This window comes from Rhodanobacter sp. UC4438_H5, from assembly GCF_052978405.1.
Map to the genome: position 1 here is coordinate 1,376,464 of NZ_CM129672.1, position 12,680 is coordinate 1,389,143.

Annotated in this window: 13 protein-coding genes; 9 read left to right on the forward strand and 4 right to left on the reverse strand. The window is 67.0% G+C overall.

The genetic code is table 11. The features are described 5' to 3' along the window. Positions 1-14 precede the first annotated feature (14 nt). Together ACVCL9_RS06410 and ACVCL9_RS06415 are read left to right on the forward strand one after the other, a co-directional pair. Positions 15-806, forward strand: coding sequence for a phosphatase PAP2 family protein (locus tag ACVCL9_RS06410; RefSeq protein ID WP_447098724.1), 792 nt, complete (start codon positions 15-17; stop codon positions 804-806). After that, a complete protein-coding gene (locus ACVCL9_RS06415; RefSeq protein WP_447098723.1) occupies positions 803-1,612 on the forward strand; it encodes a DUF72 domain-containing protein in 810 nt (269 codons plus the stop codon). The genes ACVCL9_RS06410 and ACVCL9_RS06415 overlap by 4 nt, the downstream gene beginning before the upstream one ends. Before the next feature lie 58 nt (positions 1,613-1,670). Here the strand turns inward: ACVCL9_RS06415 and ACVCL9_RS06420 are convergent, their stop codons facing one another. Continuing rightward, on the reverse strand, positions 1,671-3,224 hold the full coding sequence (locus ACVCL9_RS06420) for a POT-type proton-dependent oligopeptide transporter (protein WP_447098722.1): 1,554 nt from the start codon (positions 3,222-3,224) through the stop codon (positions 1,671-1,673). 141 nt (positions 3,225-3,365) lie between these two features. Between ACVCL9_RS06420 and ACVCL9_RS06425 the strand changes: the two genes are divergently transcribed. Genes ACVCL9_RS06425 through ACVCL9_RS06435 form a run of 3 tightly spaced genes read left to right on the forward strand, consistent with a single transcriptional unit; the run spans position 3,366 to position 4,516 of the window. After that, positions 3,366-3,782 carry a ribonuclease domain-containing protein gene (locus tag ACVCL9_RS06425; protein WP_447098721.1) on the forward strand — a complete coding sequence of 139 codons (417 nt, stop codon included), beginning with the start codon at positions 3,366-3,368 and terminating at the stop codon, positions 3,780-3,782. Then, the gene (locus ACVCL9_RS06430) at positions 3,779-4,222 is read left to right on the forward strand and encodes a barstar family protein (protein ID WP_395118961.1); all 444 of its coding nucleotides are present in this window, start codon (positions 3,779-3,781) and stop codon (positions 4,220-4,222) included. Before ACVCL9_RS06425 ends, ACVCL9_RS06430 begins: the two co-directional genes overlap by 4 nt. 30 nt (positions 4,223-4,252) lie before the next feature. After that, positions 4,253-4,516, forward strand: a complete 264-nt coding sequence (locus ACVCL9_RS06435; RefSeq protein ID WP_447098720.1) for an RNA-binding S4 domain-containing protein — start codon at positions 4,253-4,255, stop codon at positions 4,514-4,516. A 1-nt stretch (position 4,517) separates the two neighbouring features. Here ACVCL9_RS06435 and ACVCL9_RS06440 read toward each other — a convergent pair whose 3' ends face one another. Beyond that, positions 4,518-5,336, reverse strand: coding sequence for an arylamine N-acetyltransferase family protein (locus ACVCL9_RS06440; protein ID WP_447098719.1), 819 nt, complete (start codon positions 5,334-5,336; stop codon positions 4,518-4,520). 121 nt (positions 5,337-5,457) lie between these two features. On the opposite strand from ACVCL9_RS06440, the gene msrA reads away from it, so the two are divergent. Both msrA and ACVCL9_RS06450 read left to right on the forward strand, forming a co-directional pair. Then, a complete protein-coding gene (gene msrA / locus ACVCL9_RS06445; RefSeq protein ID WP_447098718.1) occupies positions 5,458-6,138 on the forward strand; it encodes a peptide-methionine (S)-S-oxide reductase MsrA in 681 nt (226 codons plus the stop codon). Between the two features lie 150 nt (positions 6,139-6,288). Then, positions 6,289-8,133, forward strand: coding sequence for an ABC transporter ATP-binding protein (locus ACVCL9_RS06450; RefSeq protein ID WP_447098717.1), 1,845 nt, complete (start codon positions 6,289-6,291; stop codon positions 8,131-8,133). Between the two features lie 24 nt (positions 8,134-8,157). Here the strand turns inward: ACVCL9_RS06450 and ACVCL9_RS06455 are convergent, their stop codons facing one another. Then, on the reverse strand, positions 8,158-8,580 hold the full coding sequence (locus ACVCL9_RS06455; protein WP_447098716.1) for a hypothetical protein: 423 nt from the start codon (positions 8,578-8,580) through the stop codon (positions 8,158-8,160). Between the two features lies 1 nt (position 8,581). Further along, a complete protein-coding gene (locus ACVCL9_RS06460; protein ID WP_447098715.1) occupies positions 8,582-9,766 on the reverse strand; it encodes a DUF6861 domain-containing protein in 1,185 nt (394 codons plus the stop codon). A 267-nt stretch (positions 9,767-10,033) separates the two neighbouring features. Here ACVCL9_RS06460 and parE point away from each other — a divergent pair, with 267 nt between their 5' ends. Together parE and ACVCL9_RS06470 are read left to right on the forward strand one after the other, a co-directional pair. Continuing rightward, positions 10,034-11,923, forward strand: a complete 1,890-nt coding sequence (gene parE, locus ACVCL9_RS06465) for a DNA topoisomerase IV subunit B (protein ID WP_447098714.1) — start codon at positions 10,034-10,036, stop codon at positions 11,921-11,923. Positions 11,924-12,065: 142 nt separating this feature from the next. Continuing rightward, the gene (locus tag ACVCL9_RS06470; RefSeq protein ID WP_447098713.1) at positions 12,066-12,659 is read left to right on the forward strand and encodes a fasciclin domain-containing protein; all 594 of its coding nucleotides are present in this window, start codon (positions 12,066-12,068) and stop codon (positions 12,657-12,659) included. The last annotated feature ends 21 nt before the right edge of the window (positions 12,660-12,680 follow it).

A 12,680-nucleotide genomic window follows, 5' to 3' on the forward strand; every position in this document is an offset into this window, starting at 1 on the left:
AAACGAGGATCGCAATGAACACGCTGGCGGAATGGATTGCGCTGCACTCCCTGCTGCTGTGGGCGCTGCTGTTGCTGCTGGCCTTGCTGGCCGGCGACCTGGCCTGGCGGCACAACGCGCGCTGGCAGCGGCGCGCTGCGCTGCTGGGCCAGGCGCCGACGATGCTGCGCTGGCGCACGGGCCTGCTGCTGTGCATGGTGCTGGGGTTGTTCTTCGGCGGCCTCGCGCTGGCGATTTCCGGCCAGCCGACGACCGGCCTGGACGGCTTCGACGCCAGCCTCGCCGCCAGCCTCCGTGCCCATGTGCCGGTGCCGGCGCTGCGCGTGATCGCCGCCATCACCCATCTGGGCGACACCTTGTGGGTCGCCAGCGCGGCGGCCGTGGTGTTGCTCATCCTGCTGCTGCGCCGCCAGTGGACGCTGGCGGCGAGCTGGAGCGTGGCCCTGCTCGGCATCCTGCCGATCAACGGCGGGCTGAAGGCGCTGTTCCGCCGTGCCCGCCCGCTGCACGACCACGGTTTCATCGTCGAGCCGGGCTGGAGTTTCCCCAGCGGGCACGCGTTCGGCGCGATGGTGTTCTACGGCATGCTGGCCTACGTGCTGCTGCGGCTGACGCCGCGCTTCCATCGCGCGGTCATCGCCGGCGCCGTGCTGATGGTCGGGGTGATCGGCGTCAGCCGGATCCTGCTGCAGGTGCATTACCTCAGTGACGTGATGGCCGGTTATGCCATCGGCGCGGCGTGGCTGGTGCTGTGCATGGGCACCTCCGAATGGCTGCGCCACCAGCCCGGCGGGGCCACGCCATGAACAAGCACGGCACGATCCGCGTCGGCATCGGCGGCTGGACCTACGCACCGTGGCGCAACAACTTCTACCCGACGAAACTCGTGCAACGGCGCGAGCTGGAATACGCCAGCCGCCAGCTGCGCGCGATCGAGATCAACGGCACCTTCTACGGCGCGCAGAAACCGGCCACGTACGCGAAGTGGGCGGCGGAAACGCCGGACGGTTTCGTCTTCTCGCTGAAGGCGCCGCGCTACATCACCGAAGGCAAGCGGCTGGCCGACACCGGCAAGGGCATCGGCGGATTCATCCACGGCGGCCTCGTCGAGATGGGCGACCGGCTGGGGCCGATCCTGTGGCAGCTGCCGCCGTCGCGACGGTTCGATGCCGACGACGTGGCGGCCTTCCTGGACGCCCTGCCGCGCGAATTGAACGGGCACCCTCTGCGCCACGTGCTGGAAGTGCGCCACCCCAGCTTCGCCTGCGCGCCGTACGTGGAACTGGCCCGCGCACGAGGCGTGCCCACCGTGTTCACCGACTCGACCGAGTACCCGTCGCTGGCCGATCTCACCGGCGACTTCGCTTATGCGCGCTTGATGCGCAGCGTCGACGGCATCCCGACCGGCTACGCCCCCGACGCGCTCGACCTCTGGGCCACGCGTGCACAAGCCTGGGCTGCCGGCGAGGACATCGCCGACCTTCCGCACGCGGCCGCCGTGCAGCCACGAGGCAAGCCGCGCGACGTGTTCGTGTTCTTCATCAGCGCCGCCAAGCACCGCAACCCGGCCGCCGCGATGGCGCTGCAATCACGCGTGGATTCGACCTCGTAGGGCGGGCACTGCCCGCCGCTTTCCGTCACGGGCCAAGGGCCGGCGGGCAGTGCCCGCCCTACACCGGCCGGTAGTGATCCACTTCGCGATAGCGCCTCGCGTACAGCCCGAACGCCAGCGCAGCGAGCAAGGCGAAAGCGGCGAAGAAGAACATCTGGAACGCCGTGACGCTGAGCCCGCTGTGGGCGATCGAACCGATCACGCTTTCGTTGCGCACCGCCGCGTTGGCCAGCAGCACCCACAGGTTGCCGACCGTGGTGGTGAGATTCCAGAAACTCATCACCACGCCCTTCATCGAGGCCGGCGCCTGGCTGTAGGCGAACTCCAGACCAGTCGCGGAGACCAGCACCTCGCCGAAGGTGAGCAGCGCGTACGGCAATACCTGCCACACGATCGACAGCGGATCGCCGCCGTCGATCACCACCTGCAGGCCGCCCACCACGATCCAGGCCAGGCCGCTGAACGCGATGCCGGCGGTCATCCGGCGCAGCGCGGTGGGCTCGTAGCCGAGCCGGCGCAACAGCGGGTACAGCACCAGGTTGTTGAACGGGATCAGCAGCATCACCAGCAACGGGTTCAGCGCCTGCATCTGCGCCGGCCGGAACCAGGACGGCATCGTCATCTCGCCACCCTGGATCACCCAGGTCGAGGCCTTCTGGTCGAACAGCGAGAAGAACGGCGTGGTCAGCGCGAAGATCACCAGCACGCGCAGCACGTTGCGTGCGCCATCGACCGCAGCGTCCGGATGCGCGCCCCGTGCGCGATCCATCTGCAGCCAGGCGCCGCCGCCCACGCCGCCGATCAGCACCACCAGCGCGATGCATGCGGCGATCACGAAGCCGAGCGACGGCACCAGCGCGAACGACGCCAGCGCCACCACCACCGCGACCACCGCCAGCCACAAGCCCGGCCGCGTCTGACCCGGCCGCTGCGTCAGCAGCGCGGTACGGACCACCCGCGAAAACGCGTGCTGGTCCGGCGGCCCCGGCGGCACCATCACGTACTGCTTGCGGCCCAGCCAGAACACCACGGTGGCGACGAACATCAGGCCCCCGGGAATGCCGAACGCCACCGCCGCGCCGAAGTGGTGCAGGAACAGCGGCATCAGCAGCGAGGCGAAGAACGAGCCGAAGTTGATGATCCAGTAGAACGCGTCGAACACCATCTTCGCCAGGTGCTTGTTCGACTGGTCGAACTGGTCGCCCACGAACGACGCCACCAGCGGCTTGATGCCGCCCGCGCCCAGCGCGATCAGGCCCAGTCCCGCGAAAAAGCCCAGCCGGTTGTCCTCGAAGATCGCCAGGCAGGCGTGACCGGCGCAGTAGATGAGGCTCATCCACAGCACGGTGTTGTACTTGCCGAAGAAACGGTCGCTGATCCAGCCGCCCAACAGCGGGAAGAAATACACGCCGATCACGAAGGTGTGGAACACGTCCTTCGCCGCCAGCATGCGCTGGCCCTCGGGCAGGTACAGCAGCAAGCTCGTGATCAGGAACGGAGTGAGGATGTTGCGCATCCCGTAGAACGAGAAACGCTCGCAACCCTCGTTGCCGATGATGTAGGCGATCTGGCGCGGCAAGCGGCCGCGATCATGGTCGGAGGTGGTGCTCATCCGGGCTCCGGAAGTCGGGTGGGCAGCGCACGCGCTGTATCGAGGCGAAGGCGGAGTGTGCGTAATTTCCTTCGATGAAGGAAGCCTGCAGCCCCGTTCGGCCCTGCTAAGCTCGCCTCGCCACCGCCTGCCGCGAGAACCATGCGCCGTCTTCGACCGCTGCTGTTGCTGCTGATCGCCATCGTCGCCGTGCTGCTGTGGCAGCGCCACGGCGAAGCGCCGGGCGCGCCTGCCGGCCCCGCCGGCAACCCTGTCGCCACGCGCGTGGCACCGGCGGACGACGCGATGGCATCGCTGCCGCCGCAGGCGCGCGCGATGGTGCAGCGGATCGCCGCCGGCGGTCCGTTCGAGCACCGCCAGGACGGCGCCGTGTTCGGCAACTACGAAGGCTTGCTGCCCAAGGAGCCACGCGGCTACTACCACGAGTACACGGTCGAGACGCCCGGCGCGCGCAACCGCGGCGCGCGGCGCATCGTCACCGGCGGCACGCCGCCGGAAGTCTGGTACTACACCGACGATCACTACCGCAGCTTCCGTCGCTTCGAGGTGGCGCGATGAGCGCGGACCGTTTCGACCTGGACCTGACCCGGCCCGCGCTGAGCGGCGTGTATTTCGTCGGCGTCGACGATCTCGATCGGCTGGCCCGCATCGCGGCGCGTGACGATTTGCACGTGTGTCGCACCGACCTTGCCGGCTGCCACGACAAGGATGAACTGCTGCACCGCCTGGCGGTGTCGTTGCAGCTGCCGGCCAGCTTCGGTCACAACTGGGACGCGCTGGCCGACTGCTTGCGCGATCTCGGCTGGCTGCCGGCGTGGGGCCACGTGCTGTTGTTCGAGCACGTCGACGACTTGCGCGCGACGGCCAGCCGCGACTACGAGATCCTGCTCGGCGTGCTGGACGACGCCGCCACCTTCGGCGCAGAGCACGACCATCCCTGGTTCGCCTTCCTGGCGCTGCCCGACAGCGCGTTCGAGCACGCCCATCCTTCCGCCTGAGCGCGGACCATCCCTCCCCACGGCAAGACCATGCAGACCATCGAATTTGAACTGGAAGGCGGCTACGTCGAACTCAACATGCTGCTGAAGCTGGTCGGACTGTGCGACAGCGGCGGCGCCGGCAAGGCGATCGTGGCGAGCGGCGCGGTGAAGGTCGACGGCACCGTGGAACTGCGCAAGACCTGCAAGATCCGCGCAGGCCAGTTCGTCACCCTCGACGACGTGGAGATTCACGTGCTGGCCGACCCGCTGGGCGACGAAGACGGCCGCCCGCCGGCCGGCGGACACCGCTGAATCAGGCGCGCGGCAAGCCTTGCAGGCGATCGCCGAGCGCTTCTATCGCGGAAGCTGGCAGCAGGAATTCACCTTCCATCACCTCGCGCAGCTCGGCCACGTCGCGCAGTTGCCGGCGCTCCGGCTCCTGGCCATCGCGGCGGATGGTGAACTCGTAATCGAGCAGGCCCAACCGTCGATCCGCGGTGGTGCGGCCGAGCAAGAGATGGCTGACGAAGCGCGAGGCCGGGTGGCTCGACACGTAATGATTGGCCACCACGTAATCGACCATCGGCACCGCGCGCAGATCAAACCGGTACAGCGTGCGCCACTGGCCATGCGCCAGCGACTGCATGCGCCACTCGCCATCGCGTTCCAGCAACCGGAAGGGCTCGTGCGCGGTGGCCTGCCGGATATCCGGCTGCAGCCGCAGCGCGCCGGTGAGCACGTGGCCGCCGAAGCCGACATCCGCCAGCCAGCTCTCGCCCTCCAGCTCGACGCGCAACAGCATGTGGCTCTGCGGGGTTTGCGTATCCTCCGGATGACCCCACAGCACGCGGGCGATCAGGCCGCTCACCTCGAAGCCGATCTCGCGCAGCATCGCTTCGAACAGCAAGTTCTGCTCGAAGCAGTAGCCGCCACGGCCCTCGTCGACCAGCTTGCGCTGCAACGCCGCCAGATCGAGATCAACCGGCCGGGCCATCAGCGGATCGAGGTTGGCGAACGGGATCGTGGCCACGTGCGCGATGGCCAGCCCGCGCAGGGTCGGCAGATCCACCCCGACCGGGCCGGACCAGCCCACGCGGCGCAGGTAGGCGTCCAGATTGACGGCGTCAGGCATGCAACCCTCCAGCGAATTCGCCGCCCATGGTAGCGCCGCACCGTCGCGAGGTAACCGCCGCCCTCCCGTCGACGAATGATGGGTTGAGTGCGTCCGCACGCCATCGTCAGCGAGGTTGCCCATGATCCGTCCACGCCGCCTGTTTCCGTTTGCCGCCGCGCTCCTGCTCGCCGGCCTCGCGGCCTGCCAGCCCGCCGCGGCTGCTCATGAAGGCGTGCGCCTGCCCTCGCCCGTCGTCGATGCGGCGCCTTCCACCGCGCACGACGAGGTGGCCGTGCTCGCCGGCGGCTGCTTCTGGGGCATCGAGGCGGTATTCGAGCACGTGAAGGGCGTGCGCAAGGTCACCGCCGGCTATTCCGGCGGGACCGCCAGCACCGCCCACTACGATGAGGTCAGCGGCGGCGACACCGGCCACGCCGAGTCGGTGCAGGTCGAGTTCGACCCGTCCCGGGTCAGCTACGGCACGCTGCTGCAGGTGTTCTTCTCGGTCGCGCTGAACCCCACCGAGCTCAACCGGCAAGGACCGGATCGCGGCACCCAGTACCGCTCGGTAATTTTCTACGGCAACGACGAGCAGAAGAAGATCGCCACCGACTACATCGCCCAGCTGACGGCGGCCCATGCGTTCGCCGCGCCGATCGTCACCCAGGTGGTTCCGCTCACGGCGTTCTACCCGGCCGAGGCCTATCACCAGCACTATTACGACCTGCACCCGCGCAACCCGTACATCGTGATCAACGATGCGCCCAAGGTGGCCCACCTGCAGCGGCTGTTCCCCGAGCTCTACCAGGCCGCTTTGTAGGGGCGCGCTCGTGCGCGATGCTCTTCGTGACGCAACGAAAAGGCATCGCGCCCAAGGGCGCTCCTGCGACAGGGGTCGCCTTGCGTGTGACGGCACGACCCCCATGTCGGAAGCTTCGCGCACCGTCCGCGCCTTCCGGCGACCTCCAACGTGCCACCCCACGCCACTTCTCCCGAGCCACCGAAGGAACTCGCCCGAAGCTTCCTGGGTGTGTTCCGCTACAGCGGTCGTGCGCTGGAACTGGTCTGGAGCACCAGCCACGCGCTGACCGTCGCGCTGGCCGCGCTCACCCTGGTCGCCGGCCTGCTGCCGGCCGGCATCGCCTGGGTCGGTGCGCACATCGTGGACGCGGTGGTGGCCGCCAGCCGCCTCTGGGCCACAGACGGCCACGCGCCGCTGCGATCGGTCTTCGAATGGGTGGCGCTGGAAGGCATGCTGGTGGCGGCGCTGGCCGGCGCGCAACGCGGCCTGTCGCTGTGCCAGTCGCTGCTGCGCGCGCAGCTCGGCCAGCGCGTCAACGTGATGATCCTGGAAAAGGCGCTGACCCTGGAGCTGGCGCACTTCGAGGATTCGGAGTTCTACGACAAGCTCACGCGCGCCCGGCGCGAGGCATCGAGCCGGCCGTTGTCGCTGGTCACGCGCACGTTCGGGCTGGGCCAGAACGCGATCTCGCTGCTCAGCTACGGCAGCCTGCTGTTCCAGTTCTCGCCGTGGGCGGTGGCGGTGCTGCTGCTGGCCGGCCTGCCCTCATTCTTCGCCGAGACCAAGTTCTCCGGCGACGCGTTCCGCCTGTTCCGCTGGCGTTCGCCGGAAACGCGCATGCAGCTGTATCTGGAAACCGTGCTGGCGCGCGAGGACCACGCCAAGGAAGTGAAGCTGTTCGGCTTGGGCCCGCTGCTGCTGCAACGCTACCGCGACATCTTCCACACCCTGTACCGCGCCGACCGCGACCTTGCCGTGCGTCGCGACAGCTGGGGTTTCGTGCTGGGCCTGCTGGGCACGCTGGCGCTGTACGGCGCCTATGCGTGGATTGCCGCCAGCACCGTGATGGCACGCATCACCCTGGGCCAGATGACGATGTACCTGGCGCTGTTCCGCCAGGGCCAGTCGGCGGTGTCGGCGATGCTGTCGGCGATCGGCGGCATGTACGAGGACAACCTCTACCTCTCCACCCTGTACGAATACCTGGAAACCCCGGTGCCGCCGGCCACCGGCATGGCACAGCGCGGCGCGCGGCCCGAGGACGGCATCCGCTTCGAGCAGGTCAGCTTCACCTACCCCGGCGCCGGCGAGCCGGCGCTGCGCGACATCGACCTGCACATCCGCCCAGGCGAATCGCTGGCCCTGGTCGGCCAGAACGGCTCGGGCAAGACCACCCTGATCAAGCTGCTCACGCGCCTGTACACGCCCGACAGCGGCCGCATCCTGCTCGACGGCACCGACCTGCGCGAGTGGGACGAGGGCGTGCTGCTGCAGCGCATCGGCGTGATCTTCCAGGATTTCGCGCGCTACCAGATGCGCGTGGGCGAGAACGTCGGCGCCGGCGACGTCACCCACTTCGACGACGAGGCGCGCTGGCGCGAGGCCAGCGACAAGGGCATGGCCAGCGACTTCATCGACAGCCTGCCGGCCGGCTTCGATACGCAGCTGGGCAAGTGGTTCAACGACGGGCGGGAACTCTCCGGCGGCCAGTGGCAGAAGATCGCCCTGGCCCGCGCCTTCATGCGCTCACGCGCCGACATCCTGGTGCTGGACGAACCCACCGCCGCGATGGATGCGCAAGCCGAAGCCACCATCTTCGAACACTTCCGCGAACTTTCCGGCGGCCGCATCGCGATCCTGATCTCGCACCGCTTTTCCACCGTGCGCATGGCCGACCAGATCATCGTGATCCAGGACGGCCGCATCGTCGAACGCGGCAACCACGAGCAGCTGATGGCCGAGGACGGGCATTACGCACACCTGTTCTCGTTGCAGGCGCAGGGGTATCGGTGAAGCCGTGATGACCACAGCAACAATTCAGTCGTAATAACCGGGCGCGAACACCAGCACGCTTTCCGGCGGCAGCTTCGGATCATTCACCGCGTGCGGTGCGTAAAGGCTTATCCCCAGCGCCAGGGAAATCGCCCCGTCGACCTCGCGCTCAAGCTGCGGATCCTTGGACTTGAGGTATTTCACAGCTTGCTCGAAACCCATGCCCAGCAAGTTGATCCCGTAGAGCTCCGGCGCTGCAGGCGAGGCCAGCTCGATCGCCTCCAGACGCCCGGTCTTGTCGTAGTTGGCGAACAGTCCCGCACCGGCGAAATAGTCACACGGATGCGCAGCGCCCGGGGTGCGCATGAACGACTTGAAGCCCGCGCCCAACGCCGCCCGTACCCCTGACACGCCTGTCCCGAACGGAATGCCTTTGATTCCCTTGCCTGGAGCGATGTCGTATTTCACTTCAAGGCCCCTTCTTGTCCGTGTACTTCAGCATCTGATCGATGGCCTCATTGTACTTGTCGCCAAACTTCGCGCGCACGTCGTCCACATCCATCTTCTGGGCCTCGCCGAACTTTCCCTGCTCGAGAAGTTCCGCCTGTCGCTTTCGATACGCGCGCGCTTCCCGAGAGTTGCCCCAACTCCCTGTCATGCGGTGATCGTCAATCTTCATCGCAATGGCAGGGCCTTGATTCGTGGGAAGAGGACTGACCGAATCGGCAGGCATGTGGTGCGACTCGTAACCCGGCAACCCCTTGACGTCGCCGTGCGCCCCACCCCTCTGGACAATCGGCTCCTTCTCCACGGCGGTGCTCTTCACGGCAGCCGTAGAAGGCTTTGCCGCGGGTGAACGCCTCGGTGCAGGCTTGCTGCTTCCGCCTTGAGGGGATTTGCTTGATTCGCCGAACCCAACGATTGGCTCTTCACTCGAACGCAGCCGCGGATCGGCTTTGAGCTTCGACTCATTTCGCAACAACCATTCGCCGAACTTGCGCCCCAAACGACCATGGCTGGCCTTTTCGGCGAGTTCCCGCATGCTGCCACGCCCCTTGCTGACGTAGGCGACAATCGCCATCAGCAACAGGACGAACATGGCCACGTGACCGCGGGCAAGCAGGCTGGCCGCGTGCCGGATGGCAAAGGCGTTGATGTGCGGTTGCCCCTGGGGCAAGGGTGGCGGAGCAGCGGCCAGCCACGCTTCGCGAATGCCGCTCCAATAGGTGCGTCCGATGGCTGGCAGGCCTTCCACGACGAATTCGGCCAACGCCTTCAGGCCCAGCGCGGCGAGCATCCATTCGCCCGCTTCCGCGCCCAGCGCCGCGCCCGCCACCGCACCCGGCGCGGCGCCAGCCCCGAAACCGCCGAAGAATCCCGCGACGCCACCGAGCAGTGCGCCGATGCCGGTGGTGGCGACCATGATCGCCAGGCATTCGGCCAGCAGGCGGGCGATCTCCCGGGCAACCGCGGCGACGTCCAGATCATGAAAGTCGCGCTCGATCTGTTCGGCAGCCTGCTGGGCCGATTGCGTCAATGCCTCCTTGAGGCAGCGACTGCGCGCCGCCAGCAGGATGGCATCGCCTTTTGCCGCAGAAACGCGGCGGGCAGCCCAGCGTTCCAGCTCGATCCATGCACCCTGCAGTCCCGTCATCTTCCCTGATCCCCGGTCGACAAATCTCCATCGAAGCCACAGGATAACGTGCACCCACGCCTGTCAGCGTGACACACATCATCCTTGTGCGATGCCGCGAACGACTGGCCCGCGAACTCGGCGCTCGGATCCAGGCGCTGTTCGGCCTGGTGCCGTCAAAGGGGCCGTCCAGATGCCTTCCGTGCCGCCAGCCCGAGCCTGTCCGGCTTGACCGTCGCCACCCGCGCGCCCCATGCTTTGCCGTCTTTTCTCCATCGAAACACCCACATGAGCAGTCGCTACAACGCCGCCGACATCGAAGTCCTCTCCGGCCTGGACCCGGTCAAGCGCCGGCCGGGCATGTACACCGACACCACCCGGCCGAACCATCTGGTGCAGGAGGTGGTGGACAACTCGGTGGACGAGGCGCTGGCCGGCCACGCCAGTGCGATTGAGGTGGTCTTGCACGGCGACGGTTCGGTGTCGGTGAGCGACGACGGCCGCGGCATGCCGGTGGACATCCATCCCGAGGAAGGCGTGTCGGGCGTCGAGCTGATCATGACGCGACTGCATGCGGGCGGTAAGTTCAGCGGCAAGAACTACAGCTTTTCCGGCGGCCTGCACGGCGTGGGCGTGTCGGTGGTCAACGCCTTGTCCGATCGCGTCGAGGTGACGATCCGCCGCGACGGCTCGGAATACGCGATGGCGTTCGAGCATGGCGACAAGGTCAGCCCGCTGGAAGTGATCGGCAGCGTGCCGAAGAAGCGCAGCGGCACGACGCTGCATTTCTGGCCGGAGGCGAAGTATTTCGATTCGCCGAAGATCTCGCTGGGCAAGCTCAAGCATTTGCTGCGCGCCAAGGCGGTGTTGTGCGCCGGCCTCAACATGAAGCTGACCGACGAGGCCAGCGGCGAAGTCATCGAGTGGCGTTACGAGGACGGTTTGCGCGACTACCTGCGCGGCGAACTGGATGGCAACGAGCTGCTGCCGACCGAGCTGTTCGTGCACCAGATGGCGCGCGACGCCGAAGGCATGGAGGTCGCGCTGGCCTGGCTGCCCGAGGGCGAACTGGTCCAGGAAAGCTACGTCAACCTGATCCCCACCATGCAGGGCGGCACCCACGTCAACGGCCTGCGCAGTGGCCTGACCACCGCGATCCGCGAGTTCTGCGACATCCGCAACCTGCTGCCGCGCGGCGTGAAGCTGGCGCCGGAGGATGTGTGGGAGCGCATCGCGTTCGTGCTGTCCGCGCGCCTGCAGGACCCGCAGTTCGCCGGCCAGACGAAGGAGCGGCTGTCCTCGCGTCATGCCGCCGGGTTGATCGAGAACGTCATCCACGACGCCTTCAGCCTGTGGCTGAACCAGAACGTGGACATGGGCGAGCGCATCGCCCAGTTGGCGATCGAGCGCGCCAGCGCACGGCTGAAGGCGGCCAAGCAGATCGTGCGCAAGAAGATCACCCAGGGTCCGCAACTGCCCGGCAAGCTGGCCGACTGTACCGCCACCGACCTCACCCGCACGGAGCTGTTCCTGGTCGAGGGCGATTCGGCCGGCGGCAGCGCCAAGCAGGCACGCGACAAGGAGTTCCAGGCAATCCTGCCGCTGCGCGGCAAGATCCTCAACACGTGGGAAGTCGAATCCACCTCGGTGCTGGCCTCCGAAGAAGTGCACAACCTCGCCGTGGCGATCGGCTGCGATCCGGGCAAGGACGACTTGAGCGGCCTGCGCTACGGCAAGGTGATCATCCTCGCCGACGCCGACTCCGACGGCCTGCACATCGCCACCCTGCTCTCGGCCCTGTTCCTGCGGCATTTCCCGCGACTGGTCAGCGAAGGCCACGTGTTCGTGGCGATGCCGCCGCTGTTCCGTGTCGACGTGGGCAAGCAGGTGTTCTATTGCCTCGACGAGGGCGAGAAGGAAGCGATGCTGCAGCGGATCGAGCGCGAGAAGATCAAGGGCGCAGTCAGCACCACCCGCTTCAAGGGCCTGGGCGAGATGAATCCGCCGCAGTTGCGCGAATCCACCATCCACCCGGACACCCGCCGCCTGGTGCAGCTGACCGTCGACGACGATGCCGGCACGGCGAAGATGATGGACATGCTGCTGGCCAAGAAGCGCGCCGGCGACCGCAAGGCGTGGCTCGAAGAGAAAGGCGACCTGGCCACGCTCGAGGTGTAATCGTCCGCGTCCTGGCGAGCCCGTGCTTCGCATGGATTTCACTTCACTGAATCGCACGCCGACACCTTGCATCCACTGGAGCGCATGTCGCGTATCTACAGGTGCTTCCAATCCGCGAAGCGGAAACCCCTGGAGAACTTTCATGAAGACCCATTCCCGCGTGCGCGCCCTCACTCTTGGTCTTTCGATGGCACTGGCCACCGCCGCCTTCGCCCCGATGGCGATGGCCGGCCAGATGGATTCGATGAGCATGCAGAAGACCGTGATGGTCGGCGGTGCCGCGATGTACCCGACGAAGAACATCGTCGAGAACGCGATCAACTCGAAAGATCACACCACCCTGGTCGCCGCGGTGAAAGCCGCCGGCCTCGTCGACACGCTCGAAGGCCCCGGACCGTTCACCGTTTTTGCGCCCACCAACGAGGCATTCGCCGCACTGCCCGCGGGTACGGTAGACAACCTGCTCAAGCCGGAGAACAAGGCCACGCTGACCAAGATCCTCACCTACCATGTGGTGCCGGGCAAATATACCGCGCACGACCTTGCCAAGCTGGCGAAGGCGCATGGTGGCAAGGCGGTGCTGAAGACGGTCGAGGGCGATTCGATCACCGTGGCGAAGCACGACGGCAAGTGGACGGTGACCGATGACAAGGGCAATGTCGCCCACATCACGATTGCCGACGTGACCCAGTCCAACGGCGAGATCTTCGTGATCGACAAGGTCCTGATGCCGTAACGGCAAAACCTTCAACCGCTC